Genomic DNA, 22,441 nt, shown 5'->3' with positions numbered 1-22,441 from the left:
CAACGCTCAACAGGCTCTTCACTGGAAAAGCTCAGCTCAACGGTTCTGGCATCGTCATCAACGGATTCACGAACAAAAGACAGGGTTCGAAACTGACGGCCAATCTTCAGAGTCTTACTCTTCTTCTTTGCCATTTTGATTCCCTTGTTGTTGTGTGGCTAAGGTTCGTTTCTTACGTACCTCTGCCACCATTTCTTCAAACTTAAGCAGCTCATTGATAACAGTCTCTGGGTCTTCGCCACGCTCTCTAATAATCTGCAGTGGGGATTTGGTCATGTTGTTAATGGCTTCGGTATTGGCTTTTTCATCTTTAAGCGGATCAACCCAGTCCCATCGACGGCCCTGAAATCTGTGCTTATCCAGCCGCTCAAGTTCCTTGAAGCGCAAGCCTGGGATAGCATTGCTGACTAGCGTCATCAGCAGCCACTTAGACTTCACCACATCACACAGCTCTTGACGCATCCATCGCTGCTTCTTCTTCCAGCCATCACGATCTTCGAGCACGAACTGGCGCAGGCTTGAGAAACTAATGCCTTCGCCATCATTGCCTAGCGTGTTGTAACTCACGTCCATGCCGCTAGCAGCGCCGCGCTTGCCCTCTTTCATGTAAGCCGCAAAGTTACTGCCGGACTGATTGAAATTAAGCTCTTTTAAGGTGAAACCATAGGGCACAACCACGGCCATACCTGGCTCGACTTCTTCAACAAAATCGGGCTCATCATCTTCATCTTCGGGTTCAACATCTGAATCAGGCTCATAAGCCAGCATCTTAGATGCAGCAATACGAGCACCCGTTAGCTCTGCCTCGCGGTAGCCCTGCAAGTGGTGCATTTCCAACAATGCGGCATGGGCCCAAGGGACTCCACGGCATTGCCCAACTCTGAAAGGCAAAAAAGCCAGTAACATTTCACTGGCCGGAATACGCTCATAGCGGGTGTTACCGTAGAAATAAGCTCTGTCTCCCGGGTGTTGAGTGAGAATGTGGTACGCAACAGGACGATCCCATTCATCCAACTCCACCCCCATGCGAATACGGAGGCCATCCTTTAATTCTCGGTTGTAGTTAATGTCTAAGTGGGCCGAATCCAGCAGCTGCAGCGCGAAACCGTATTTATTAGGAAAGCCTTCAACAAAACGCACTAAGACTTCACCATCTTCTGCTACTGTGCGAATAAATAGTGTTTGTATATCTTGCCAGCTGTAACGGCCCGTAACATCACAAACACCTTTCTTGCCCCACTCAGCAAAATGCTCTTCTATCAGTTCGTTAGCCTTCTTGTCTTCCGTCTTTCCACCGAAGGCTTTGGCCTTACTTTGAAAGGCGAAACCTTCTGGCCCGACTATGTGGGTTTCACACATAGACAAAAACTTGACTATATAGCCATCATCGTTTCCTGCGCGTCGAGATTGAGCCTTTATCACAGCTAAATCACGGCGCAGTTCCTCGTTGATACTCAGCGACATGCCACCTAAGCGTGGGCCTGTCAGCCCTTGCTTTGCCAGGGCGAAGCGTTTACTCCCAGGCTGACCACGGCGCGTCTTGCGACCCTCTGTGTCTTGTTTGGTTTCTGTCATCCTGGCAACCTCGTTAATACTCGCTTAAGGCGGAAGCCATTACCCTTCTCGCTCCTGACTTTTTGAATATAAACCCGGCGCAGCTTGTGCAGTTCCAGGATAGGAATGCGATCAAGTCGGCGGTCGTCAATTGTGTAACTTTCATGATCTGAAAGAATACGGCCCTCAAGCACCTGATTAATCGCATCGAGCATGCGCTTGGCATGGCTGCGAGGGTCATGACCGGCACCCAGACTGGCAAAATCTGCCTCTATCTCCATCTGGCCAGAGCTTATCAACTGCCTGTCTGCGCCTTTTTTAGCGTACAGACGCCAGTCATAAAGCCCAGGTACCCAAGATGCAGTGACATCTGCCTGCTGTGTAACTGTCACCAGTCCATCTGCAGCAGTTGCATCTATATCTATTACACCTGGGCCGCGCAGCGCATAACTGAACTGCCACAGCCCATCTGCCAACTCGTGGCTAAATGTCCAGCCAATAGATGTGCCGGCACTTATTTTCTTAGGTTCATTCATTATCTGTACCGGCTGACAAAACCGTCTCGCCCAGCACGTTTACGGCTAGACCGCTTACGTTTCGCTGACTTTCGGGTGGCTTTGATTGGGGTTTCTTCATCTGGCTCGGCATCTTCATGCTCTTGGCCATCGGTGTCATCGGGTGAAGCAGGTGACTTTTTGCGGTCAATTCTTAGCATACGGGCGCACATGTATTGCATCCCCTCACAGTCTAGGTAATCGTTTCGCTTGGCTATCTGATTCCACTTGCCTGTTTCTTCGTTAAATTCTTCGGCAACGATGTGACGGCAATACTCCTCGGTAATATCTGAGGGAATAAGCCAGTCACCGTCCTTGCCCTTAGGCCAGCGCACTCGGTTATGTACCCAGGCTTTGGCTAGCGTAGTGTCAAAGTCCCAGCGTTTGTCACCGTGAAGACGGGTTTTACCCTTCTTATCGACATCAAGACGCGCTAAGCGAAACGGCTTTGGCAGACGTTCAAAACCCATCAAAGCTCTGGTGCGTCCCTTGTGACGGCGCACGAACGCCAGCACTTCGTCGGTTCTAAAACCGGCATCGACACCCATTAGTTGGATTTGCTGACCATCCCACTCCTGTTCCAGAAACTCAGACAGCTCATTCCAAACCTCGGGCTTGTCCGTGTCGCCCCAAACCTCACCCCACTCAATCAAGCGACTAGACATACCAGCACGCCAGGAACGTAGCACGTAGTAAAGCCGATTTTTCTGCACGTCCACAGTGCAAATCAGCTTGTCAAAGCCTTCGGGGATCTGGCCAGAAGCGTATGAAGAACGCAGGGCGTAAACCTCTTCCCACTCTGGTGCTTCACCGGCTATGGCGTAAATTTCACCAAAACCAGTGTTGTACACAGTTAGCAGGCTGTTAGGGCTGCCACTTTGATGGGCTTCCAATAGCTTTCTAGCTAGGAATCCATAGCTTTTCTTGGCTGAAAAACTGCACAAGCCACTAACCCAAATGCTGAAATGGTTGTTGCCATCACAGGTACCTAGCACCCCATGGAACGGCACCACATGATCCTCACCGCTTTGGGTGATAATCACATGGCCATCATCATGGGCTCTGACAGATTGCCCTGGAGCAATGGCCACACCCCGTTCGTTCATCCCCTTACGATGGCTGTCCTCTATTAGAGAACCGCAATGGGCGCAGGCCAGTCGTGCCTCTTTTACTGCTTGAGATGGTGTGCACTCTTTGTCTGTTCCCATGCCAGGCCACCACAACAACTCGCTACGAGGCATGAAATACTCATCACAATCTGGACAAGGTACCGCCCACTCGTGGCGAGTGCCTTTCTCCCATTGGCGCCAAATAGGGCTTGATACTTTGCCCTTATCGGAGACGTTCCAATGAATGAGTCCAGTTAATGGATGCGGTGAAGATGTGGCTATGCCATGAGTTGGGGTGCTGGTAAGTCCCAGCTTTGAATCTGTATAAGCATCACCACGGGCCTCGGCTATTTCAGCCAAATCACCCTCACCGGTGGCGTTCTCGTCTGGTCTGTCTAACTCATCAACCAAAGTGATCACTGCTGAATCGGAGGCAAGCTCAGTGGCTGAACCTGCCCAGGCAAAACGCAGTGAAACACCGGCTATACGTTTCTTATGTTTAGAGCTTTTCTTGTCGAACTTAACCCACAGGCTCTTGGCCTCTTGGAACATTTCAACAATCTTTGGCTCAACCACGTTGTTAATGTTGGACTCTGTAGGCCCGACATAAATAATCGGTGCTGGCTCATCGTCAAGTTTCCAACCGATCACGTTTTGCATCGTCGCAGACTTACCCATCTGGGTGCCCATCACAAAAGTAATTTTGTTGTAACTGGGGTCAGCGAATGCAATGCAAACTGGAATCATGTACGGGGTCGAGGCGGTATTAAATGGCCCTGGTATCGGTGAGCCCGAAGGCATAACTCGGTTGTCAGTTGCCCAGTTCGCTGCATTCCTCAGTGGCTTCGCATCCACCATTGTTGCGCTGTTGTTCACGATATTCAGAAACGAATCTACGGAGCCGTTCAGCCGTGGCAGTTCTGACGCGACGACATTCGATGTCAATCCGGTGCTTGCACATAGCAGGTTCATTTATTTGTGCGACCTCAGGAGCTAAACGAGCACCTAAATTATTTAGTTCATTACCATAGAGTGTTGAAATTGAGTACAAGAATTGCCCTACATCCTCTAAATCAATGACGGACTGTTCAGCTTTTGCAGCATCCACATCGGCTTTACGGCGTTTGGCCATAGTTAAAAGCAATTCTTCGCCATCTTTAGTCCCCTCAACTGGAGCACCATCATCATTTTGAAGATCGCCGATTTGTTTTTTTACATCACGATCAATTAACCAATTGATTGCTAATTCCGTATTGATCACCATTGGTTTTCCACGACCGCCCCCTCCCTCATGAGGCAAGCCTGCGTCAATCAAGTTGCCAACCCATTTAGGCGACTTCCCAATAATGTCTGCAAATTCATTACGATTAACATAGGCCATAGTTAAAATGGTTCACCGAAAGAAGGGATAAACAAAGTGGATCGCATTAGATCTAACATCCTTTCTTTTGCGATCAATTCCTTACTTGAGAATAGAATTAAATTTTTGATTTAAATAAATATTCACGTTTAGTCCTTTCTCGAACACAACGGAAGAAAGGACCTGTTTTTGAACTCTAAAATGGGGCAGAACCGGCGAGTCTATGCCCCGTCAGTTACTCCCCCCCAGGGGAGGACCCAAAAGGGGTGGGGGGGGGTGTCAGCCCCCCATTCGGCTTTGATTGAAGTCTCAGCCTGCCTTACTCATTAGCAGCAACGCACTGGCGCAGCTGCTCGATATACACAGTTATCTGGCTCATCTCTTCTCTAGGAATAATGAAGCTATCATCTGTCTCTATCGTTTCCATCAACGCCGGTGGTGTCGCCACGCACGGCATCCTTTGGTTCGTCGGCAACACGCCGCACCCGACCAAACTGGCGCAGGTAATCACCAGGATTGCCTTTAGCTTGCTGCAGACGCTCTTGACGTTTCTCATTGTCATCACGCCTCTTTAGCTGAATGCCCCACTCAATGAGCATGACGAACAGCTTTACCCAAACCACTATAAGTCCCTGTTTTTGGCTTTACCGTAGTTAGCAGCAACATATTTAAGAAGCCACTTAACCCATCTAGGTAAACGGTCGGTAACTGGGGCCGGTAGCAATGCAACGGCATGAGCTACGCCATAGAGCACGGCCACGACGATACCAACCCATCCAGGTAAAGCATCAAGGGGCAGGCTTATCTGGTCAGTAAGCTCGGGGGATACAGCAAGTGCCGCGAACGGCATGAATACGAGGGTTATCATTGCGGCCATAATAGCCACTACCCTCGATTGTGAAATGAGCTTTTGCATATTCAGTCTCCTGTGAAGTTGCTTTGAAGTAGCTCGTCTACGCCGGCCAGCTCGCAGCGCTCCAGGTATTCACCTGCAGTGCCCTTACCAGCCGATGTGTTGTAGTGTCGTTTCCAGTATTTAGCACGCTCTTTACGAGTGTCAGGAATAGCACTCTTAACCGCGCAATAACGAAGACGACAAAATATAAAACTTAAAAGGGGAGACGCTTCTAATTCGAAATAACTCACACGGCCCAAGTTGATCCCAAATGCGTCATATAACGATTTTGCTATCCGATGCTCCTTGTATTTATCCTTTAGCCAGTTGAATGTACCTTCGTCAACTTGGGTAGCTCCTGTCCCTGCGCTATAAGGCGTGGGATCACGATAAGCCCCCAGAAGGGTTTCTGCGGCGGCGGTTTCAATCAAAAGAACTGTACCTAGCGGATTACCACCAATAGCATTGCAAACTGCACGAGCAAATTCTAAAGCCTGCCCTTTACTCACAAGGCCGTAATGAGTCGTTAAAGTATTCATCCTGCTAATCTCCTGATATAAAAAAGCCCCGCCAAGGCAGGGCAATACATTGTTATTTAAAAGGTTTAAGGCTCATCATCATCTAACATTCGCCTTCTACGCATATCAAGGTATTTCCAAATATCAAAAATGAGACGACCAGCAACAACGGTTAAACCACCTATTGAGACTAAAGTTGAAATTGTTAGAGCAGAGGCTGGCATCTGTGCTGCTACATCAGCAGCTTGCTGTGCTTTAGCTGCGACCTCATTTGAAAAGGCACTAATACCACTCCCACCACCGTAGGCGATTAGCCTTCCTTTCCATTCGCTGGCTTTTGTTAATACACATTTCATAAGTAGATTTCAGACAATAAAAAAGCCCAGCTATTTGCTGAGCTTTTAATGGGAAGATTTAAGTTGTTGCTTCGGTGAGCATATCAATACTGTACAGTTTTTCGGCTTCAAAGTTAGCCCTAAATATGTCCCTTTTTAGCCCTTTAGTGGCTTAAAGTGCAATAAAACAGCATTACATTTACCGATTTAAAAACAAATTTGTCACTTATCTGACATTCAAGTCACTCCCATTATCCTAATCCAGTCGTATAGCTCTGGATGATTGCATCCTTCTCTGAGGCTGATGCAATAACATAACTCAAATTCTTACACAGTCAGTGCTGACGCATTATCAGATTACTATTAAGATCTCAGTACCATCTCATCAACTATATATTTAGAATTATCCGAATACTCTTATAAACCAACTCTTTTTGCTCATCATCAATAGCGTCATAAGCACACATAGCAATCGAAGCAAAAGAACGTTCACATATTGGAAACACATTTTCTAAAGGACTACTAGCCTGAGCAATGATAGGAGCATTGCACTCATCAAACTGATCCGCAGTCAAATCAAAAATTAATCCATCAATTTCAACCCAGTAATGATGTTCATCATCAGAGTTACGAGAATGCACAACCTCAACATTTACACTAGGAAACATTTGCATCGTATAGAAAGCAAAATATACAGATACCCCTTCACAACAGTTTCTAGGGAAATTGTAAAAGTGTGGTAATCCAATGCTACTACTATGCGTATCGAGGACAGCTCTAAATTGAATGGCAAAGTCACTTAACTTACTTACCATGACCCACCCCCAGCAATATTAGAAGTTCTTTCTTTATTGCCCGTAAATCATGAGCAGCTATGGTATTTGGGTTATCAAGGTAATGCATAACAGCCTCATTCCCTTTATGTATGTCTCTAGCTAAATCACTATAAAAGTCATAGGTTGATGTCGTATAAGCATTAAATACGTATACCCCTTCCCACTCTAACTCATAAAGGTCGGCCAACTCTTTTTGGTATGTTTTCCTATAAATATTAGGATAATAAAGAGCCTCTTCAACTCGCTCATCAGTGAACGTGTCACCAACATAGCTATTAAAATTAAAAGTGTAATCTATGACCACACCTATTAATAAAAAGGCAATGTTAGTGCTATCTTTAGCAAATAACCCTTCTTGTTTTCGTCTATAAAATGCTCGGCTATTCGATACTGATACATGGAATCGGTCAAAAAAACGACCTGGAGTAATGATAAGGTCTACAGGAAAATCATTGATTCTGAGGTGACGTCCTCCAACCTCTAGGTCAATAAAAATGAAATCATAATGTCCCTGTATGTCTGAAAATGAGGAGTTTAAGTATGAATGACCTTCCCACTGAATATCTTCTTCAAACAGTATTTTTGGATAAGGCTGGTTTGAGTACAAGAAATATTTCTCGGCCGCTTTCAATTGACTGTATTCTTTACTCGTTACCAGTAATACATCATACCCATCATTGGTCAATGAGATTGCCATATCCCGAGTCAGAGAAGAACGAGCTAACCCCCCAGCCCCTCCAGCAAAGCTGATCACTTTTCCATGGTGATATCCATTATTAAACTGAGGTGGAAATACAAGGCCACTCTTTAAGCAAAATAATTCTAATGTGGCATCCCCAATACGAACATGGGTACCAGAGGTTTCTATCTCCTCAAATTTTTGCCATTGTCTTGTAGAAACATGAACAGTTTCTGCTGCCTGCTTTTGAGTAATTCCAGCTTTAAGCCTGAGTGATTTAACTTGCTCAGGTGTAATTTTAAGAGTCTTTCTAGCCATACGTCTTTTTATTCGTAATTATAACTTTAAGTCGTACATTAATACATAATACGAACGAATGCACGTATAAAGGAACGGCTAGTGAAATTAATTTTTATGATGGAAAATGATTGTTATTAAAGGGGAATATCTAAAAAAAACGAGTTAACATGCTGTCATTTACTGGCGCGATTTTAAAGGTGTGTTCTCATAAACTATCAATAGCACAACTGAGAACAGCATGAAAAACACTTTGATCACTCGTACTTTTAAAAACTCAGATGGTATTAAACAGATAGCAATATTTGATACAACGCAGGGGATAATAGGAGCGGAGTTGGGACTATTCATCGACAACAAAGGAAGGGAACGGATCGAAATTAAAAAAGAAAACAATATATTAATAGCTAAATTAGTCTTTCTTGGATTAGCTCAATGAAATCAAATGATTCTGTTAATAGTAATGATACTACTAATTGTACTTGCACTTTCCAAGCGAAGCACTTTTCCAAATCAAGTCTTTAGCTTCAGGACCTACAGGGCCTAATTTTGAGATATCATGAGACATTTCATATCTTTTCCCATTAGCAGAAATCACAACGACTTGTACTATAGTAAATTTGTCCTTATCGTCATCATCAGGAAGCCTCTTGTCACCTAAGTCATGTATCAATGTAAACGTTTCTATCTGACCAGGGTTTGAAATAAACGGCTGTATTATATTGGTTTGGATAATATTGTAGGACGAAGAGTGCCTTAGTGGACCAAGTGGTGATTCTCCAACTAATAGATTTACAACTTTGACATACAAGCTTTGTTCCCCCGTATTACTAAAGGAATAAGTAAGCTCTCTTTTACATAGAGAGCCATTATCATCAACTCCGAATTCACGCTTTACATAACAAAGTATAGCCTTCGAACGTCGATGAAAATAAGCAAGAAACCAAGTCATTGCTGATAATAATAGAGCTAAAGCGGATAAAACTATTGGAATTAAATCCTTTAAATCCATGAAATGTATTTCCTTATACCAAGTAAATTAACGTACGAAAAACACTCTATATAGAAACCAGATGTCTTTATTTAGTCAGAATTGATTATCGTTAAGAATGTGCTAAGCTCAGAAAATCATCAGCACTCTCAAAACCTTCTCTTTTTTGACACACATTAAAAAGCCTAAAAAAATTTAGAACAGTAGGATTACCTTTTGGGCTCAACATCCGTCTAAGACCTGATTCATTAATTTGCAAAGCTTCTGCTACTTCTGAAAAAGCTTTACATCCATTTAAATAATCTCTGAGCAGTGCATTACCAACTCCCATGTCGCCCTCTAAATAAGACTCAAGAGCTTCTATTAGAAGTGCCTTCCTATAGTTAGGATCTTTACACATTTCCATTACTGTCTCTTTAAACTCACGTGTAAGTGCCATAATTAAGTACCTCATAAATATAAAAAAATCAAAATTCTAGCGTTTTCTTTTCAACTTACCCGATTTTAAAGTCGATTCCGCAGCTACTTTACTTTTCCTAGCTTTAAAATCGGCATGGTAAATTTTAGCTGCATCAATGGCACTCTGCTGATCCGACTTATCACTACCTGCAAAAATAATAATTAACTTATCACCTTCGGTAATATAATAAATTCTGTAACCAGGACCAACGTTGAGCCTTCTTTCATATAATCCATTACCATCGGTTATAGATTTATGATCACCAAAGTTTCCAGACTCCATCTGCGTGATCGCTTTAGTTATTTTAGCTTTAGCTCTAGCATCCGCTAATCCAATCAACCAATTTTTAAATGGGGTGTCCCCATCCTTAGTCACGTATTCTTTAGCCTTTCTTTTAACTGCAGCTAAAACCATTTACTATTGCCCTTACCGTCAATAATACCATTTATGTTATTATCGTCAAGTTACTAATGAACAAGACATACAAACTAACTTCCTGGTAAAAAATAACTCATTAATTTACTTCATATTAACACTGGATTGAAAGAACAACTATAATCTAAAGTAATGCGCACTCAGCCCTTCTCAACCAGTACAAGTATGACTTCTCAGAGTCGAAACCAACCAAGGCCCAGTTACGTTTGCAGATGTAATGTACTCTTAAGGCACGCCGGCAATCATGGCTCAATCGCTCGATATGACAGTCATATTCAGCAATGTGAACAGGTGAGCTAGACTCTGAAAACACCGCGCCAAAGCAACGAATTTCACCCAACTTATCACACGCACTGCGGCTTGCATGGCCCTGCCCATATTCTTTGCTAGCCCAATAACGCCCCCAGGCAGTTAGCGCTTTACGCAGCTGCTTAATGGTTACTCTATTCTGCACATCATCTTGCATACACAGCAGCCCTCTGAACTTCAATTAAAGGAATACAAAAAACCTGATCACAAATGGCGGCTAAATCATCATACGAAACCGGCGTTTGTCCACGCTCCCAACGCTGATATGTTTTAGAATTAACACCGTACGTCTCAGCGACTTCAGCTTGGGTTAGCCCTCTAATTCTTCGGCCCGTTTTTAATATTTCAAACCCTCGAGTCGTCATTCAATCCCCACAAAGCCACGCTTAACTAGATGCTGATGATATGCCTCAAGAGCTGCCATAACGCCTTTGTCTAATGTGCTATGCACGTAAGTTCGCAACAGTACTGGCAAAGCATGGTTAAGTATTCTTTCGCCCACCATGGTATCCACCCCCATATCGGCAATAATGGTTCGGCACAGTTTACGTAAAGCATGGCTAGTAAAGTCTTTAAAACGTATTTGCTTACTCCAATACTGCGCAGTTCTAATAGATACCACACCGCTATCAGCACAAAATAAATGAGTGCGCTTGCCAACAAATTTCAGCTGCCACTGTCGATAACTTAGCAGCAATGCCTGAGATGCTGGAGTCAATGGCAAACGATGTGCCTGACGAGTTTTAGTATTTGATGCAGGGATCAACCAATACTCCCCGGCAAAATGTTCCCAACGACACAGGCGGGTTTCATTAATCCGAGTACCAAACATCAACATAAGCAAAAACATCATGTTCACAGGGCGACTAGCCTTCTGCAACGCAAAAAATAGCTCTGTTAAATCAGCCTCTGTGAGTACTGTTTCTGACGCAGGCCCCAACTTCAAGCTAAACTGAACTCGATAGCCAATTAATGGGTTAACGGCCAATAACCTCATATCACTAGCAGCAGAAAATGCTCTTTTCAAAACATTCACGCATAAACGAATGTAATGGGGAGCATACTCGTCTGCTAGCATGGTTTTTACTAACGCAGTATCAATACACATAAAATCGAACGAAGCTATTTTATCTTGCCCAACCCTAGGCAATAATTGACTACGGATCATCGATGCACAGTTATCCCGCCAACTTTGGCTTAAGGTGCGATTTCCCGACACATGCGCTAAATACCAATTAAGTAAATCTTCAATAGTCACAAACTCACAGCTATCAATGACTTCACCCATGGCTCGCTTGGCAAGCAGTTGCGGTAATCCTGCAATAAAAGTCTTCACACAAAGGCCTGGCCAAGTCCCCTGCTTTTTCCAACAGGTCTTTCCCCCCTCATGCAGTACAAGAAATAAACTCGCCTTTGTTCTACCTTGATTAGCTCTAAATTTTAAACAGGGAAATTGCCTATCACGGAACTCTCTAGCCGCTGACTCTGCCAACCAACGCTTTAATGTTGCTTGGTTAGCTTTGCCATACTCAACGCCTACCTGATGCACCTTAACTATTTGCGGCATCAGCCCTCCCACCTAACCCATGTCGAGCCCTTAATTCAGCTAATATTTTTCGAGCGTTAGAAGGCGTCGTCGGTACATTTACCTTTTTAGGTAAAGCCTTTGGTAATTTCAAATCAAAGTCCTCACCTGCGACATAGCGCCTAACTAGCTGAGTGTAGTTATTGCTAAACACCTCGAAAACATCTTTCTCCACTCCTCTAGCAAACAACCAACCACCGGTTTCACGTACGGCTAACCGTACTACATAATGACTCCAAGAATGCTTTTCGGGATGATGGTAATGCTTAAGCGCTTCACGGTAAGCGTTCTCAAGCTCTGGCAATCCAGCATCGTTTGCCGAAGGTATACACCAGGAACAAAATTGCCTCGGAGTAGGCCAGAACATACGCTCCCCAACTTCACGCCTAGCTCGATTTAAACCATATTGCACTTGCTCACGGCTACGAACGCCCTGCACTGCCAACGTTTTAAGCCATTCCGATTTGTGGATCCCTTCACTCTCAACCTTTGGTGCGCCAACAGGAAATAAAATCCGTAATTTTACAAAAACACTATCAACAATCGCTCGGTCCGCAGTTGTCGGTTCACCATGATGTTCTTTACCACCACAACCCACTACGGAGCGGGTGTTCATAATATTTTGTATACTTTGAGTACTCATACCAAAGGGTCCTCTGGGTCAAATACATGTCGCGTCCAATCACCATGTTGAGTTCCTGTATGTTGTCCAGGATTAACGCCAGCATTTCCTAGCCATGTCGCCTGAAAGCCACGCCAATTACGAGTCACACACTCGGCTAAGCAATCATCCACAGAGAAACCAGCGCTAACCGCTGCAAGCAATTGTGGAGCGATACGGTTAATCACAGTCTGGCTCACATCCGCTTTCAGCCGTTTACGCATTGCCAACCAATCAGCCAAGGTTTGCTCACTGGGCATAGCTGGCCAAGCAGAAAAATCTAATGAGTTTTTTTGCGAAGCTTTTTTAGATCTCTTAGTGACTGGTTTAATGATAGGTTTAATGACTGATTCCGGTGCTATCTGGTGGCATAGGGTCTGCTCGCTAGTAGCACAGGTTCTGCTATCTGGTAGCTCCCCTGTGCTATCTGCTGGCATAGCTATGCTATCTGGTAGCACCCTTGCTTTATCTAGCGTTGCAGCTTGAAGCGTGTGCAAAGAATCCCCTGTGCTATCTGATAGCATAGGTTTTTTATCACTAGCTCTTAGGTGTAATCGGTATACATTCGAGTCATTCCCCTTAGGCCCTTTCCTAGGAGTGATAGTCAATAGGCCATCGTCTTCAAGACCTTTAATGTGCTTACGTACCGTGCTGTGTCCTATCTCACATTGATCCGCAATGTAATGATAGCTAGGCCAACATTCACCGCTATCGCTGGCGTTGTCGGCAAGCTTAATTAACACGAGTTTACGAAGAGGATTACCAACTTTGGTCTTCATAGCCAATACCATTAGTTCCATACTCATACGTAAGCCCTCTGCAAAAATGTCAAATTGACTAAACTCATTTGCTTATCTATCATGCTCTTGCCTTTCTTATGGGTATTAAGCCTGCATTCAGTCGCCAAACGTAGGCAGGCTTTCTTAATCAAATACCCCTTCATAAGTTTCTCTATTGCTTTAAATACTGGATCAGTTAAGGAATTTAACGTGAATAAAAATAATGAATTGTTTCTCCAATGCGCGGCAAAGTTAATTGCGGCAACCCACGAAAAATTCCCATTACCAGCCCATCTCGATATGCAAACTTTATTGGGAAAGGAATATGACTTTTGGAATGAAGGTGGCATCCCACCTGATATTGAATATAACGCCATGAAAGAAACATCACATCGCATGGTCGAGCTAGGCTTTTTACGCATTTGCTCAGATGTTCCAGCAGTATGCTGGAATGGCAACCAATGCCTAACCTCGGTTACTTTAGGAGACAGCGCATTTAAAAAACTCTTTGGTGATATTCTTGACGACTCAAATATTGGCAACAAAATCGTGTTAGCGGTAAAAAATGGCTTAAACACTGAATTACCTAAGCTCATGAGCATTGGTTTTGTTGAGCTATGTAAATTGTTATAAAAAATCATTGTTCCGCCTCGCACAGTGGCGCTGCTTTACCAGCACCATACTCATCTAAATGATCTAACATACGACGCCTAAAAAACTGAGCGTCAGCCCCAACAGACATGGCGCTCATTCGCTTTTCAAGCTGTTGAATACGGGCGGCAAGCTCAATCCCCGCAGCGCTAACAGCTTGAACCGGTTGTCCTTTGTAATAAGATACAAAGCAACTAAACCAAATCAGATCCATCATCTCAACCAAACTATCAATATTTAAATGATGATCCTCTAGAAGCCGCCATAATACGGCGAGTTGCTTTTGTTCTTTCGAGTTAACTAAAGGAGGCTCAAGCCTCATTATCATCTGTTTAGCACTGTCAAAATGCTTGAAATACTTGTCACTTAACTGACTATTTAAATCATGTGAATGTGCGCTGCAATTAGCGGCCCCGTGAAAGCAACAGATTAAGCATTCCTCATCAAACATGGTTACCCTCCACAGCCTTTAAGCTTGCTTTATGGCCAACAAACGGAAAGTGTTTCTCGAGCAAATCCATAGCTGCTTGCGTTGTCCCTCTCGACTCACTGAGTTCACGATGGGCTGCTATAACGGCTTCACGGTTCGGTGCATCCCCTAATTGAATAACTGCCACCTGCGCTTCGGCATTTTCTTTAGTCAAAGAAATAGCCAGCGTAGCAGTATTAATCTCAGCACTACTTAACCCATGATCGGCAACCACAGTCACACCCACCATTGCGTATACGGCATTGAGGTAGTTCAATTTCAACTGTTGTGGCATTGCCGCCAAAATGACTTGCTCAACATGAAATAATCGTTCAGGCATTGCATGGTTTTCTTGGTATTGCCCTAGCCATCTAAAAATCTTTTGCGCATTCACTCGGGCATCATTGTAAGAATCAGAAGTACAGTTAAAACTAATCCCCTCTTTCGCCAAAGCGCCTGCTAACCCTAACGCATCAACCGAAGCGACCACTTCAGCGGCAATAATAGAGCGACTGACCTTTGGCATTTCAAGCCAACGGTGAATAGCAACCATCAATAAATCCAAACGTGATTTGTGTTTCATGTTGAAAAATCCCTCAGTGTTATTCTTTAAATAGTCTTAGTTTCGTGATCGTTGAGCAGTTCATCCACACTAACCAAGCCTTTTGTTGCGGTAGAAATTGCACGGATATACTTAGCAGGAGCTTGTTGACGACGATTGATCCAATTCCATACATGGGACTGCTTCACTCCGAGCATTTTTGCCAATGCAGTCTGCCCCCCTGTAACTTCTGCTGATTTAGAAATAGCTGACATACACACCTCGATTTATAGCTTTTTGTGTATTTAATAACACATAAATTGGTTTGTCAATTACACATTTAGTTGTGAGAATAAGTTATGAGCATAAATGACCGTATAAAATCACGTCGGAAGGCTCTTGGGTTAACTCAAGAGCAACTGGCAAAAATAGTAGGGGTTTCTCAAAATTCCATTCATAAAATTGAGGATGGAACAACGAGAAAGCCTCGGAATATTATTGAAATCGCAAGAGCTATAAAATGTTCTCCTGACTGGTTGCTTTACGGCCGAGATAGTAGTGATTTTAAGAACATCACTCCTGGGCCTGATATTAAAGGCTTTTTCCCATTAATTAGCTGGGTACAGGCTGGTGCATGGTCGTCAATAGAAGAAATACACGCACTCGAAGCAGAACGATTCCCTTGCCCTGTAGCATGCAGCAACCAAACCTTTGTGCTAAAAGTACAAGGTGTAAGTATGGAACCCACCTTTCGCGATGGAGATCTGATTTTTGTCGACCCGGAAACAGAATGGCGCCATGGGGCCTATGTGGTAGCTCGCCTAGATGAACACAACGAAGCAACCTTTAAACAACTAGTCATTGAAGGTAACCAAAAATTTCTTAAACCCCTAAACCCAAATTGGCCCGAACAACTCATCCCTATCAATGGCAACTGTTCTATCGTTGGCGTCGTGGTATTCTCAGGACGAGCTTTTTAAAAAACCTAAAAGTAAAAATCTACAAGGACTGTAAATGAATAATTCCTGTGTTGAAGTACTTCCAGCAGAGAGTTTAAAAGCGATACTAGCTAGAGCTCCGATGGGCGACATGGCTGAAACCCATATGTGTAATATTGAATGGTCTGATGGCAAAGTTACTAAGTCCTACCTAAAACGCTTTAGCTTGAATAAAGAGCTTACACTGGTCAATGAAATCACTGGCTACATAATTGCTAGAGGCTGCTCTCTGCCTGTACCAAAGTATGCAGCGTTGATTAAACCATCTGCTACAGCCTTTACAAATAACAACAACATGAATGAATGGTGTTTTGTTGTTAGCAATGTACCAGGTGAAAATCCGGCAAGTTTCTATCATCTTAATCAAATAACTGAATGCAAAGCACTTATGAATTTAGTTGCTAGTTGGAATAAAATAAGTGAAACCATAGCATTTGACGATTGGACCGCTAACCAAGATCGGCACCTAGGTAATATTTTAGTCGCAAATAAAAACGATATATTTTTAATAGATCATGGTAATTTACCCATAACTCTGAATTGGCAAGCAAGTGAACTAGATCCTCATTTTCAATCTGAAAATTTATTGGCTAATAATTTATGGAAACTCAACTGCATCCCACTCCCAATAAAGTCCAAAGTTTCTAAGGCCTCAGAAGAACATGTAGATGTGCTTGCAACCATCCAAGATGAATTACTACAATGGTGGGATATTTTACTTGGGCATGATCCATTAAGGCGGCAAGCTCTGGAGCGCTTTATAACAGCTAGAGCACAGCTCGCTAGTGAACGGATTTCAAAAAACTATAACATGTTGGCGGTCTAAAAATGGACAGACTCGATCAAATTTTAGCAAATAAACAAACATCATCATCAGTACAAGGTGAGTGGTATGCTATCCAGTGGACTCCCGATATTGCTAGTAAAGAAACCTTAAATATCGGTGTCGCGTATAAAGACTCCTTAGGCGAAGTGAGTATAAAAATGCTCGATTATTTCGATCGCATAGCCTGCTTGTATTCTAAAAACATGATATTTCAATTAGAGCTAGCCTGTGAAGTGAGCCGAAGCTTAATTTTAAAAAAAGGGTTAGCTCAGGAGCTTACACACCAGATAAAGTGTGACCTTCGGGGTTTTGCCCAAGGAAAGACAGCAGCTGATGTAGTAGAACAACTCTATGATTCGGTCATCACTTTAGGAAAAAAGGTTAGAACTCATCAACCTCGCTCCTTTTCATCAGTATCAAGAGATTCTCTGTACAACAATCTAAGGGTGCTTCTAAAACAGAATTTATCACTAGATTATTCTAAGCATGTACCTGAAAACCCTTATGAAACAATTGCTAAGCAGCATGAGATATACCTCCCCTATAGAAAAAACAATGGAGTTGCTACTTTAGCTACGGCAGCTTACGCTGACATACAACGAGTAAAATGTAACTTGTTTGAAGGCTATAGGGATTTAGATGTTGCAACCCAACACCACAAGCCCAAAAGCAGTGCATTTTTTCTGTTATTGCCAGGAGATGAGCTAAAGAAAGACAAGCAAATCGAGATTGAAAATGAGCTAGATAAGTTCACTTGGCACTTGAATCAACACAATATCAAAGTGCATAGCCATGTATCTCAAGAAAGCTTAGGAGAAGATATCTCCAACTGGTGCCTATCAGCTGCTTAAACAACCTTAAAGTATAAAAAACCCGCATATTGCGGGTTTTTTTATATCTAAATTTTTATTTAAAAAATAAAAAACAACTTAAATATAGCTTTTTGTGTTGACAATAAAATAGCTTTAGTTGTAATTTGTTTGTAGAAACTCTAATGAGGATTAATCGTGATACTAACAAATACACCAAATACAACTAAACAATGCCAGGAGCATCGACTTCTGGTTTCTATTCGTTTTGCTGTCGTTATGCATGCTATTCGTCATCCAAAGGCGGACCCAATGATCAGCCCTCGGGTACAGCAACGCCTGCAAGAGCTCGAAGCTTACCTGTTTAACTACAATGCCAGCCAACTACTTCACCAGCAATATGTTGGTCGCTACGGCGAGCTGGGGCATAACTATCTGCTTCACATCGATGCACACACTGGTAAGGCAGAAGTCAGTCAAACAGACCTTGATAATCTTCCAGAATTACATCTGTTCGGAGTTTAATAATATGGCAAAGCAAACTTTTCAGGAGTCACTCATAGCCCATTGCGACAACAAAATTGCTGAGTTGCAGCAAATGCAACTTATCTACCCCGAAGAGCTGACTTGCCTTGCACGATTAATAGTTCAATGGGAACAAACCAAATTACGCTTACAACCGCCAAAGGGGTGAAGCATGTTTTTTGTTTATGGAATATCCATGTCTGTAGCTAAGAGATTGGCTAGAAAGAAATGCCGTGTCACTGAAGGGCATGGTAGTAATCGGCGCGAACTGACGGCTACAGAGTACGAACAAAAACTTGCAGAGATGACTCAGATTATCTTTGAGAAAATGAAACAACAAAAGCTTAGTTATTCATTGTCTACCCCAAATCTCTGTAAGCAGTACATTGAACTAGCTAAAAGACAAGAACCTCATAAGGAGCTTCATATTCGCTACCGTAAACCTACTGGCAGCGTGAATCCTAAAACAAAAAAAGAGGTATTTTGCTGGGAAGTGTATCGAGGTGGAGCAATATGAAATATCTCATCCAGGGCGGGGAGTCACTGCAAAGATTACAACTCTTGTTATCGCTAACTCGCATGGACTCAGAATGCATGCGTGAGGCACTTGAGGATCATTATGTGTTGGGTTTTCAAGATGTGGCAGCTGTGGCGCGTAATGACATAGATAGAGGCAACTTTACTCGTGCGCAAAAAAGACTTGAACAAGTCGCAGCTACAGTTGAACAACTCAAGGAGCTAGATTGGGCTCATTTTAATCATCAGCAATCTTGTCAGTTAACTGACCAGCGGCATGAGAGGGAAATTACAAAATGAAGTCAGCACCGTTTCATCACTTACTACAGCATTATCGTTGTAATAAACGCCGACTTATCGCTCAAGTATTAAATAAAACCGAGAATAGCAGTATTCAAATAGCGATTACTCTTGGTTGCTTCGAAAGCCTCTATTGGCAAGCATTAGGAAATGGAGAGCATAGGTTAGCAAAAGGTATTCGCCGAACGATAGAGTACTCCTATCAATTCCATGAAGTGAGGGTGATAGGCATTCCAGCTCTTGCTGCTAGCAATAATCAATCACAAACCATCAGTGAGGTATGTTTATGACAGCGATATTAACAGAGCAAGATTTAGAAGTTCTTTCTGGTCATAAGCGAGCATCTGGACAAATAGAGTGGCTAGGCCAAATGGGCATCAATTACTTTGTGAGAAAAGATGGTAAACCAAGTGTTACATGGCACTTTGTTAACAATCCATTTGGAATGAAAGCAAAACCCGCCGCCAACGATGAACCGGATTTTGGTGCAATATAAATGCGTAAAAGAAAAATAGAAGATGCTTGGATGCCGCCACGGGTTTACCGCAATAAGGTCCGAGGCCAATATGTTAGTTATATTTATAAACAATCTGGCAGTACTAAAACCATAACACTGTGCAGTATAAACGCCAGTCGAGCTGAAGTTTGGGTGGCTTATGAGTCAACAATCGGCGAGCTAAATGCGATCTATAGCATGAGTAGTTTGATCAATGAGTACCTTACCAGTATAAATTTTATTGAGCTTGCACCACGAACGCAGAAAGATAGAGAGCAAGAGCTTAAACGTTTCGCTAAAGTGTTTGGGAAAATGCGCCCAGATGCAATTGAACCGCACCATATTCGTACATACATGGATAAGCGTGGGATAAGTAGTAAGACTCAAGCAAATCATGAATTAGCTTCGGCCAGTGTAGTATTTGCATGGGGTTACGAGCGAGGGCGTTGTAAAAGCAATCCAGCTAAAGGCATTAAAAAATTTAAGCTAAAAGCAAGAGAGCGATATATAACCGATGTGGAATATTCAGCCATCTGTAGTTGCGCAGAATTAAGATTACGCTTAGCCATAGAAATTAGCTATTTATGTGCAGCTCGTCAGGGAGACGTAATTGATTTGAAATGGTCTGAAGTACAAAAGGATGGATTATTCATTCAGCAAGGAAAAACAGGGAAACGCCAGATAAAAGGATGGTCTGACAGATTAAGAAGAGTCATCGATGAGGCAAAAGGGTTACAGTCTTGCGTTGCAAGTATATATGTCATCAATAAAGATCGGGGCGGAAAACTGTCCTCAGATGGGCTACGTTCATCATGGCGAAGAGCTATGAACAAAATGAAAGAACAGTACCCTCATTTAGCCACTGACTTTACATTCCACGATCTTAAAGCAAAAGGGATTAGTGATTTCGAAGGAACATTGGCTGAGAAGCAACAATTTAGCGGTCATAAAACACTAGCGCAAGTGAACACTTATGACAGAAGAGTCCCTGTTGTACCCACTTTAAACGGTAACAGAGGTGAATAGAGATGCGCTGGATTGCATATCTTTTTCCAACACTTATTCCAACAAAAAGAAAACGGCTCGCATATTTCTATGCAAGCCGTTGTTTTATTTGGCAGGGGTGGCAAGACTCGAACTCGCAACCATCGGTTTTGGAGACCGCTGTTCTACCAATTGGAACTACACCCCTGTTGACGAAGGGCATTATGCTAAAAGCCCCTCCAAAGGTAAAGTACTTTTTTAAATAAAGCGCTCAATTGCAGTTTTTTCAAACAAGTTAGCTAATCTAATCGATTAATGAGTAGATTATGCATTTATAAAATGGCTCGGACATTGGTTAATTTCTACGATCTCATGGTTAAGTGTAGAAACTGATAGTCCAAATATGGAAGTCGACAACAAGAACACAATTACGTTCAATGGATAATCTGATCTGAAATTTAGAATCGAATCATTGAACAATCGAGCAAAAATGACCTAGTCAGTTCCATAATATTAAGCGCAATATGTAATAATAATCGCACCTATTAATCCTATAGAGAGGGGGATAAACCTGTTCTGTATTCTAATCTATTGTGGCTTAATGAATCTGTACAACGATTTAGGTAAAATCCCCTTAAGATAAAACGGTGTAAAAAGTAATGAAGACTCAACCAACTTACTCAACAGAATTTAGAATAGATACCGCTAACCTTGTGATTAAACAAGGTTACACCATTCGAGAAGCTTGTGATGCAACCGGCGTAGGCCCGACAGCGATTAGACGTTGGGTAACCCAGATAAGACAAGAATTTGAAGGTATTACGCCATCAGCTAATGCCATAACTCCCGAACAAAAACGATTTCAAGAGCTTTAAGCGCAAATTAAGAAAATTGAATGGGAGAAAGATATCTTAAAAAAGGCTACCGCTCTCTTAATGCAAGACGACATCAAACGATAGCATTAATTGAATTGTTATCGAGAGAGCAGAACATCGTCAAACAGCTTTGTCATTTGTTTGAAATACCGCGTAGCAGCTACCATTATCATCTCAAACATCGTGGATTAGTGAAGCCTGAACGTGAGAAATTGCGCCAGCAAGCAATTGCAATTCACCGTGATAGCCGAGGCTCTGCTGGCGCGAGAACGATAGCAGGCCAGCTCAATCAATTAGGTGAAAATGTTGGCCGTTATAAGGCTGCCAGTTTAATGAGAGATGCAGGACTTATCAGTAACCAACCCAGAAAACATCGTTACAAGATAGCCAATGATGAATCTAAAATAGCCCTTAATTTGTTAAAGCGACAGTTTAACGTTGACGTCATAAATCACGTTTGGTGTGGTGATGTTACGTATGTTTGGTCAGGAACCAAATGGCTCTATCTAGCCGTGGTAATGGATTTGTATGCGAGAAAAGTGGTGGGTTGGGCTTGCTCTGACAGCCCGAATACCGATTTGACTTGTGCAGCATTAAGAATGGCATTTGAAAGTCGTGGACGGCCCCAAAACCTGATGTTTCATTCTGACCAAGGTTGCCATTACAGTAGTCTTCAATATCGACAAATGCTGTGGAAGTATCAAATAACGCAGAGTATGAGTCGACGAGGAAACTGCTGGGATAACACGGTAATGGAACGCTTTTTTAGAAGTTTTAAAACAGAATGGATGCCGAAGTATGGTTACAACAATTTTGATGAAGCGAAGCAGGATGCGTTGAATTACATACTAAAGCACTACAATACAAAAAGTGGTCATAGTTATAACGACTATCTGACTACATCAATAGCCGAAATGACAGCCTAAACACGTGCCCCGGTTTGGAGTACAAAATTAATTGACCAGATCAATATCGTCTGCACTATGATGGATGCTATAAACCACCGTACTCTCAAATTTTGGACACAAAAAAGCCCGCTATATCATAGCGGGCTGTTTCGCGACTTTCTCAAGTCAATTAGGCACCTGGAAATA

At 42.8% G+C, this 22,441-nt stretch carries 35 protein-coding genes and 1 tRNA gene; 15 read left to right on the top strand and 21 right to left on the bottom strand.

From position 1 onward, the window contains the following. Nucleotides 1–114 precede the first annotated feature (114 nt). The 4 genes from HNW13_RS00180 to HNW13_RS00165 are packed head-to-tail and all read right to left on the bottom strand — an operon-like array spanning nucleotide 115 to nucleotide 4,598. On the bottom strand, nucleotides 115–1,575 hold the full coding sequence (locus HNW13_RS00180) for a phage portal protein (RefSeq protein ID WP_192114278.1): 1,461 nt from the start codon (nucleotides 1,573–1,575) through the stop codon (nucleotides 115–117). Next, nucleotides 1,572–2,090, bottom strand: coding sequence for a hypothetical protein (locus tag HNW13_RS00175; protein ID WP_192114277.1), 519 nt, complete (start codon nucleotides 2,088–2,090; stop codon nucleotides 1,572–1,574). The genes HNW13_RS00180 and HNW13_RS00175 overlap by 4 nt, the downstream gene beginning before the upstream one ends. After that, nucleotides 2,090–4,018, bottom strand: coding sequence for a terminase gpA endonuclease subunit (locus HNW13_RS00170; protein WP_192114307.1), 1,929 nt, complete (start codon nucleotides 4,016–4,018; stop codon nucleotides 2,090–2,092). Before HNW13_RS00170 ends, HNW13_RS00175 begins: the two co-directional genes overlap by 1 nt. Nucleotides 4,019–4,028: 10 nt before the next feature. After that, the gene (locus HNW13_RS00165) at nucleotides 4,029–4,598 is read right to left on the bottom strand and encodes a terminase small subunit (protein ID WP_192114276.1); all 570 of its coding nucleotides are present in this window, start codon (nucleotides 4,596–4,598) and stop codon (nucleotides 4,029–4,031) included. Nucleotides 4,599–4,972: 374 nt separating this feature from the next. Between HNW13_RS00165 and HNW13_RS00160 the strand changes: the two genes are divergently transcribed. Next, nucleotides 4,973–5,152 carry a hypothetical protein gene (locus HNW13_RS00160; protein WP_208062772.1) on the top strand — a complete coding sequence of 60 codons (180 nt, stop codon included), beginning with the start codon at nucleotides 4,973–4,975 and terminating at the stop codon, nucleotides 5,150–5,152. 47 nt (nucleotides 5,153–5,199) lie between these two features. Here HNW13_RS00160 and HNW13_RS00155 read toward each other — a convergent pair whose 3' ends face one another. The 5 genes from HNW13_RS00155 to HNW13_RS00135 all read right to left on the bottom strand — a co-directional run bounded on the left by HNW13_RS00155 (nucleotide 5,200) and on the right by HNW13_RS00135 (nucleotide 8,158). Then, nucleotides 5,200–5,493 carry a hypothetical protein gene (locus tag HNW13_RS00155; protein ID WP_192114274.1) on the bottom strand — a complete coding sequence of 98 codons (294 nt, stop codon included), beginning with the start codon at nucleotides 5,491–5,493 and terminating at the stop codon, nucleotides 5,200–5,202. Nucleotides 5,494–5,495: 2 nt separating this feature from the next. After that, nucleotides 5,496–6,011: a hypothetical protein gene (locus HNW13_RS00150; protein ID WP_192114273.1), complete on the bottom strand. Its 516-nt coding sequence runs from the start codon at nucleotides 6,009–6,011 to the stop codon at nucleotides 5,496–5,498. A gap of 65 nt (nucleotides 6,012–6,076) precedes the next feature. Then, on the bottom strand, nucleotides 6,077–6,346 hold the full coding sequence (locus HNW13_RS00145; protein ID WP_192114272.1) for a hypothetical protein: 270 nt from the start codon (nucleotides 6,344–6,346) through the stop codon (nucleotides 6,077–6,079). Between the two features lie 368 nt (nucleotides 6,347–6,714). Continuing rightward, a complete protein-coding gene (locus HNW13_RS00140; protein ID WP_192114271.1) occupies nucleotides 6,715–7,140 on the bottom strand; it encodes a hypothetical protein in 426 nt (141 codons plus the stop codon). Further along, nucleotides 7,130–8,158 carry a helix-turn-helix transcriptional regulator gene (locus HNW13_RS00135; RefSeq protein WP_192114270.1) on the bottom strand — a complete coding sequence of 343 codons (1,029 nt, stop codon included), beginning with the start codon at nucleotides 8,156–8,158 and terminating at the stop codon, nucleotides 7,130–7,132. The genes HNW13_RS00140 and HNW13_RS00135 overlap by 11 nt, the downstream gene beginning before the upstream one ends. A 220-nt stretch (nucleotides 8,159–8,378) precedes the next feature. Between HNW13_RS00135 and HNW13_RS00130 the strand changes: the two genes are divergently transcribed. After that, nucleotides 8,379–8,576: a hypothetical protein gene (locus HNW13_RS00130; protein ID WP_192114269.1), complete on the top strand. Its 198-nt coding sequence runs from the start codon at nucleotides 8,379–8,381 to the stop codon at nucleotides 8,574–8,576. Between the two features lie 33 nt (nucleotides 8,577–8,609). On the opposite strand, the gene HNW13_RS00125 is transcribed toward HNW13_RS00130, so the two are convergent. The 8 genes from HNW13_RS00125 to HNW13_RS00090 all read right to left on the bottom strand — a co-directional run bounded on the left by HNW13_RS00125 (nucleotide 8,610) and on the right by HNW13_RS00090 (nucleotide 13,384). Beyond that, nucleotides 8,610–9,149, bottom strand: a complete 540-nt coding sequence (locus HNW13_RS00125) for a hypothetical protein (RefSeq protein WP_192114268.1) — start codon at nucleotides 9,147–9,149, stop codon at nucleotides 8,610–8,612. Between the two features lie 91 nt (nucleotides 9,150–9,240). Next, entirely contained in the window at nucleotides 9,241–9,567 is a 327-nt protein-coding gene (locus HNW13_RS00120; RefSeq protein ID WP_192114267.1) for a hypothetical protein, read from the bottom strand. Between the two features lie 36 nt (nucleotides 9,568–9,603). Continuing rightward, nucleotides 9,604–10,002: a type II toxin-antitoxin system RelE/ParE family toxin gene (locus tag HNW13_RS00115; RefSeq protein WP_192114266.1), complete on the bottom strand. Its 399-nt coding sequence runs from the start codon at nucleotides 10,000–10,002 to the stop codon at nucleotides 9,604–9,606. Nucleotides 10,003–10,147: 145 nt separating this feature from the next. Next, on the bottom strand, nucleotides 10,148–10,489 hold the full coding sequence (locus HNW13_RS00110; protein ID WP_192114265.1) for a hypothetical protein: 342 nt from the start codon (nucleotides 10,487–10,489) through the stop codon (nucleotides 10,148–10,150). Next, nucleotides 10,479–10,697 (bottom strand): helix-turn-helix transcriptional regulator, encoded by a 219-nt coding sequence (locus tag HNW13_RS00105; RefSeq protein WP_192114264.1) that lies wholly within the window; start codon nucleotides 10,695–10,697, stop codon nucleotides 10,479–10,481. Before HNW13_RS00105 ends, HNW13_RS00110 begins: the two co-directional genes overlap by 11 nt. Further along, nucleotides 10,694–11,899: a tyrosine-type recombinase/integrase gene (locus HNW13_RS00100; RefSeq protein WP_194956048.1), complete on the bottom strand. Its 1,206-nt coding sequence runs from the start codon at nucleotides 11,897–11,899 to the stop codon at nucleotides 10,694–10,696. The genes HNW13_RS00105 and HNW13_RS00100 overlap by 4 nt, the downstream gene beginning before the upstream one ends. Then, nucleotides 11,883–12,560, bottom strand: a complete 678-nt coding sequence (locus tag HNW13_RS00095) for a replication protein P (RefSeq protein WP_192114263.1) — start codon at nucleotides 12,558–12,560, stop codon at nucleotides 11,883–11,885. Before HNW13_RS00095 ends, HNW13_RS00100 begins: the two co-directional genes overlap by 17 nt. Continuing rightward, nucleotides 12,557–13,384: a helix-turn-helix domain-containing protein gene (locus HNW13_RS00090; protein ID WP_192114262.1), complete on the bottom strand. Its 828-nt coding sequence runs from the start codon at nucleotides 13,382–13,384 to the stop codon at nucleotides 12,557–12,559. Before HNW13_RS00090 ends, HNW13_RS00095 begins: the two co-directional genes overlap by 4 nt. Before the next feature lie 183 nt (nucleotides 13,385–13,567). Between HNW13_RS00090 and HNW13_RS00085 the strand changes: the two genes are divergently transcribed. Beyond that, on the top strand, nucleotides 13,568–13,990 hold the full coding sequence (locus HNW13_RS00085) for a hypothetical protein (RefSeq protein ID WP_192114261.1): 423 nt from the start codon (nucleotides 13,568–13,570) through the stop codon (nucleotides 13,988–13,990). A 4-nt stretch (nucleotides 13,991–13,994) separates the two neighbouring features. Here the strand turns inward: HNW13_RS00085 and HNW13_RS00080 are convergent, their stop codons facing one another. The 3 genes from HNW13_RS00080 to HNW13_RS00070 are packed head-to-tail and all read right to left on the bottom strand — an operon-like array spanning nucleotide 13,995 to nucleotide 15,293. Beyond that, a complete protein-coding gene (locus tag HNW13_RS00080) occupies nucleotides 13,995–14,459 on the bottom strand; it encodes a hypothetical protein (protein WP_192114260.1) in 465 nt (154 codons plus the stop codon). Beyond that, complete coding sequence (locus HNW13_RS00075) at nucleotides 14,452–15,060, bottom strand: hypothetical protein (protein ID WP_192114259.1); 609 nt, start codon at nucleotides 15,058–15,060, stop codon at nucleotides 14,452–14,454. Before HNW13_RS00075 ends, HNW13_RS00080 begins: the two co-directional genes overlap by 8 nt. Before the next feature lie 26 nt (nucleotides 15,061–15,086). Next, entirely contained in the window at nucleotides 15,087–15,293 is a 207-nt protein-coding gene (locus HNW13_RS00070; RefSeq protein WP_192114258.1) for a YdaS family helix-turn-helix protein, read from the bottom strand. Nucleotides 15,294–15,377: 84 nt separating this feature from the next. Here HNW13_RS00070 and HNW13_RS00065 point away from each other — a divergent pair, with 84 nt between their 5' ends. From HNW13_RS00065 to HNW13_RS00020, 10 genes are all read left to right on the top strand, one after another. Continuing rightward, nucleotides 15,378–15,998: a S24 family peptidase gene (locus HNW13_RS00065; protein ID WP_192114257.1), complete on the top strand. Its 621-nt coding sequence runs from the start codon at nucleotides 15,378–15,380 to the stop codon at nucleotides 15,996–15,998. Between the two features lie 34 nt (nucleotides 15,999–16,032). Further along, the gene (locus tag HNW13_RS00060) at nucleotides 16,033–16,842 is read left to right on the top strand and encodes a hypothetical protein (RefSeq protein WP_192114256.1); all 810 of its coding nucleotides are present in this window, start codon (nucleotides 16,033–16,035) and stop codon (nucleotides 16,840–16,842) included. A gap of 2 nt (nucleotides 16,843–16,844) precedes the next feature. Continuing rightward, nucleotides 16,845–17,693 (top strand): hypothetical protein, encoded by an 849-nt coding sequence (locus HNW13_RS00055; protein ID WP_192114255.1) that lies wholly within the window; start codon nucleotides 16,845–16,847, stop codon nucleotides 17,691–17,693. 156 nt (nucleotides 17,694–17,849) lie between these two features. Beyond that, entirely contained in the window at nucleotides 17,850–18,176 is a 327-nt protein-coding gene (locus HNW13_RS00050; RefSeq protein ID WP_192114254.1) for a hypothetical protein, read from the top strand. 4 nt (nucleotides 18,177–18,180) lie between these two features. Next, nucleotides 18,181–18,345 (top strand): hypothetical protein, encoded by a 165-nt coding sequence (locus HNW13_RS00045; protein WP_192114253.1) that lies wholly within the window; start codon nucleotides 18,181–18,183, stop codon nucleotides 18,343–18,345. Nucleotides 18,346–18,348: 3 nt separating this feature from the next. Beyond that, nucleotides 18,349–18,693: a hypothetical protein gene (locus tag HNW13_RS00040; RefSeq protein WP_192114252.1), complete on the top strand. Its 345-nt coding sequence runs from the start codon at nucleotides 18,349–18,351 to the stop codon at nucleotides 18,691–18,693. After that, entirely contained in the window at nucleotides 18,690–18,992 is a 303-nt protein-coding gene (locus HNW13_RS00035; RefSeq protein ID WP_192114251.1) for a PapB/FocB family fimbrial expression transcriptional regulator, read from the top strand. Before HNW13_RS00040 ends, HNW13_RS00035 begins: the two co-directional genes overlap by 4 nt. Then, the gene (locus HNW13_RS00030) at nucleotides 18,989–19,282 is read left to right on the top strand and encodes a hypothetical protein (RefSeq protein WP_192114250.1); all 294 of its coding nucleotides are present in this window, start codon (nucleotides 18,989–18,991) and stop codon (nucleotides 19,280–19,282) included. The genes HNW13_RS00035 and HNW13_RS00030 overlap by 4 nt, the downstream gene beginning before the upstream one ends. Continuing rightward, complete coding sequence (locus tag HNW13_RS00025) at nucleotides 19,279–19,488, top strand: DUF4224 domain-containing protein (protein WP_192114249.1); 210 nt, start codon at nucleotides 19,279–19,281, stop codon at nucleotides 19,486–19,488. Before HNW13_RS00030 ends, HNW13_RS00025 begins: the two co-directional genes overlap by 4 nt. Continuing rightward, nucleotides 19,489–20,514 (top strand): tyrosine-type recombinase/integrase, encoded by a 1,026-nt coding sequence (locus tag HNW13_RS00020; RefSeq protein WP_192114248.1) that lies wholly within the window; start codon nucleotides 19,489–19,491, stop codon nucleotides 20,512–20,514. It abuts the gene before it with no gap. 89 nt (nucleotides 20,515–20,603) lie between these two features. Here the strand turns inward: HNW13_RS00020 and HNW13_RS00015 are convergent. Then, nucleotides 20,604–20,680 (bottom strand) — tRNA-Trp (locus tag HNW13_RS00015). Between the two features lie 451 nt (nucleotides 20,681–21,131). On the opposite strand from HNW13_RS00015, the gene HNW13_RS00010 reads away from it, so the two are divergent. Both HNW13_RS00010 and HNW13_RS00005 read left to right on the top strand, forming a co-directional pair. Next, nucleotides 21,132–21,347: a transposase gene (locus HNW13_RS00010; protein ID WP_192114247.1), complete on the top strand. Its 216-nt coding sequence runs from the start codon at nucleotides 21,132–21,134 to the stop codon at nucleotides 21,345–21,347. A gap of 20 nt (nucleotides 21,348–21,367) precedes the next feature. After that, complete coding sequence (locus HNW13_RS00005; protein WP_192114246.1) at nucleotides 21,368–22,273, top strand: IS3 family transposase; 906 nt, start codon at nucleotides 21,368–21,370, stop codon at nucleotides 22,271–22,273. The last annotated feature ends 168 nt before the right edge of the window (nucleotides 22,274–22,441 follow it).

The organism is Shewanella sp. BF02_Schw (genome assembly GCF_014596695.2).
In the GTDB taxonomy this organism is placed as follows: domain Bacteria; phylum Pseudomonadota; class Gammaproteobacteria; order Enterobacterales; family Shewanellaceae; genus Shewanella.
This window is presented reverse-complemented; position numbering and strand designations above follow the sequence as displayed.

Excerpts from the sequence above, each read along its gene's own strand:
- HNW13_RS00115 (WP_192114266.1), bottom strand. The coding sequence starts at position 10,002 with ATGGTTTTAGCTGCAGTTAAAAGAAAGGCTAAAGAATACGTGACTAAG.
- HNW13_RS00125 (WP_192114268.1), bottom strand. The coding sequence starts at position 9,149 with ATGGATTTAAAGGATTTAATTCCAATAGTTTTATCCGCTTTAGCTCTA.
- HNW13_RS00165 (WP_192114276.1), bottom strand. The coding sequence starts at position 4,598 with ATGGCCTATGTTAATCGTAATGAATTTGCAGACATTATTGGGAAGTCG.
- HNW13_RS00080 (WP_192114260.1), bottom strand. The coding sequence starts at position 14,459 with ATGTTTGATGAGGAATGCTTAATCTGTTGCTTTCACGGGGCCGCTAAT.
- HNW13_RS00145 (WP_192114272.1), bottom strand. The coding sequence starts at position 6,346 with ATGAAATGTGTATTAACAAAAGCCAGCGAATGGAAAGGAAGGCTAATC.
- HNW13_RS00040 (WP_192114252.1), top strand. The coding sequence starts at position 18,349 with ATGTTTTTTGTTTATGGAATATCCATGTCTGTAGCTAAGAGATTGGCT.
- HNW13_RS00095 (WP_192114263.1), bottom strand. The coding sequence starts at position 12,560 with ATGAGTACTCAAAGTATACAAAATATTATGAACACCCGCTCCGTAGTG.
- HNW13_RS00075 (WP_192114259.1), bottom strand. The coding sequence starts at position 15,060 with ATGAAACACAAATCACGTTTGGATTTATTGATGGTTGCTATTCACCGT.
- HNW13_RS00160 (WP_208062772.1), top strand. The coding sequence starts at position 4,973 with ATGAAGCTATCATCTGTCTCTATCGTTTCCATCAACGCCGGTGGTGTC.
- HNW13_RS00045 (WP_192114253.1), top strand. The coding sequence starts at position 18,181 with ATGGCAAAGCAAACTTTTCAGGAGTCACTCATAGCCCATTGCGACAAC.
- HNW13_RS00155 (WP_192114274.1), bottom strand. The coding sequence starts at position 5,493 with ATGCAAAAGCTCATTTCACAATCGAGGGTAGTGGCTATTATGGCCGCA.
- HNW13_RS00140 (WP_192114271.1), bottom strand. The coding sequence starts at position 7,140 with ATGGTAAGTAAGTTAAGTGACTTTGCCATTCAATTTAGAGCTGTCCTC.
- HNW13_RS00175 (WP_192114277.1), bottom strand. The coding sequence starts at position 2,090 with ATGAATGAACCTAAGAAAATAAGTGCCGGCACATCTATTGGCTGGACA.
- HNW13_RS00100 (WP_194956048.1), bottom strand. The coding sequence starts at position 11,899 with ATGCCGCAAATAGTTAAGGTGCATCAGGTAGGCGTTGAGTATGGCAAA.
- HNW13_RS00030 (WP_192114250.1), top strand. The coding sequence starts at position 18,989 with ATGAAGTCAGCACCGTTTCATCACTTACTACAGCATTATCGTTGTAAT.
- HNW13_RS00065 (WP_192114257.1), top strand. The coding sequence starts at position 15,378 with ATGAGCATAAATGACCGTATAAAATCACGTCGGAAGGCTCTTGGGTTA.
- HNW13_RS00070 (WP_192114258.1), bottom strand. The coding sequence starts at position 15,293 with ATGTCAGCTATTTCTAAATCAGCAGAAGTTACAGGGGGGCAGACTGCA.
- HNW13_RS00180 (WP_192114278.1), bottom strand. The coding sequence starts at position 1,575 with ATGACAGAAACCAAACAAGACACAGAGGGTCGCAAGACGCGCCGTGGT.
- HNW13_RS00130 (WP_192114269.1), top strand. The coding sequence starts at position 8,379 with ATGAAAAACACTTTGATCACTCGTACTTTTAAAAACTCAGATGGTATT.
- HNW13_RS00055 (WP_192114255.1), top strand. The coding sequence starts at position 16,845 with ATGGACAGACTCGATCAAATTTTAGCAAATAAACAAACATCATCATCA.
- HNW13_RS00005 (WP_192114246.1), top strand. The coding sequence starts at position 21,368 with ATGGGAGAAAGATATCTTAAAAAAGGCTACCGCTCTCTTAATGCAAGA.
- HNW13_RS00135 (WP_192114270.1), bottom strand. The coding sequence starts at position 8,158 with ATGGCTAGAAAGACTCTTAAAATTACACCTGAGCAAGTTAAATCACTC.
- HNW13_RS00020 (WP_192114248.1), top strand. The coding sequence starts at position 19,489 with ATGCGTAAAAGAAAAATAGAAGATGCTTGGATGCCGCCACGGGTTTAC.
- HNW13_RS00110 (WP_192114265.1), bottom strand. The coding sequence starts at position 10,489 with ATGCAAGATGATGTGCAGAATAGAGTAACCATTAAGCAGCTGCGTAAA.
- HNW13_RS00170 (WP_192114307.1), bottom strand. The coding sequence starts at position 4,018 with ATGCCTTCGGGCTCACCGATACCAGGGCCATTTAATACCGCCTCGACC.
- HNW13_RS00150 (WP_192114273.1), bottom strand. The coding sequence starts at position 6,011 with ATGAATACTTTAACGACTCATTACGGCCTTGTGAGTAAAGGGCAGGCT.
- HNW13_RS00035 (WP_192114251.1), top strand. The coding sequence starts at position 18,690 with ATGAAATATCTCATCCAGGGCGGGGAGTCACTGCAAAGATTACAACTC.
- HNW13_RS00105 (WP_192114264.1), bottom strand. The coding sequence starts at position 10,697 with ATGACGACTCGAGGGTTTGAAATATTAAAAACGGGCCGAAGAATTAGA.
- HNW13_RS00060 (WP_192114256.1), top strand. The coding sequence starts at position 16,033 with ATGAATAATTCCTGTGTTGAAGTACTTCCAGCAGAGAGTTTAAAAGCG.
- HNW13_RS00090 (WP_192114262.1), bottom strand. The coding sequence starts at position 13,384 with ATGAGTATGGAACTAATGGTATTGGCTATGAAGACCAAAGTTGGTAAT.
- HNW13_RS00010 (WP_192114247.1), top strand. The coding sequence starts at position 21,132 with ATGAAGACTCAACCAACTTACTCAACAGAATTTAGAATAGATACCGCT.
- HNW13_RS00120 (WP_192114267.1), bottom strand. The coding sequence starts at position 9,567 with ATGGCACTTACACGTGAGTTTAAAGAGACAGTAATGGAAATGTGTAAA.
- HNW13_RS00025 (WP_192114249.1), top strand. The coding sequence starts at position 19,279 with ATGACAGCGATATTAACAGAGCAAGATTTAGAAGTTCTTTCTGGTCAT.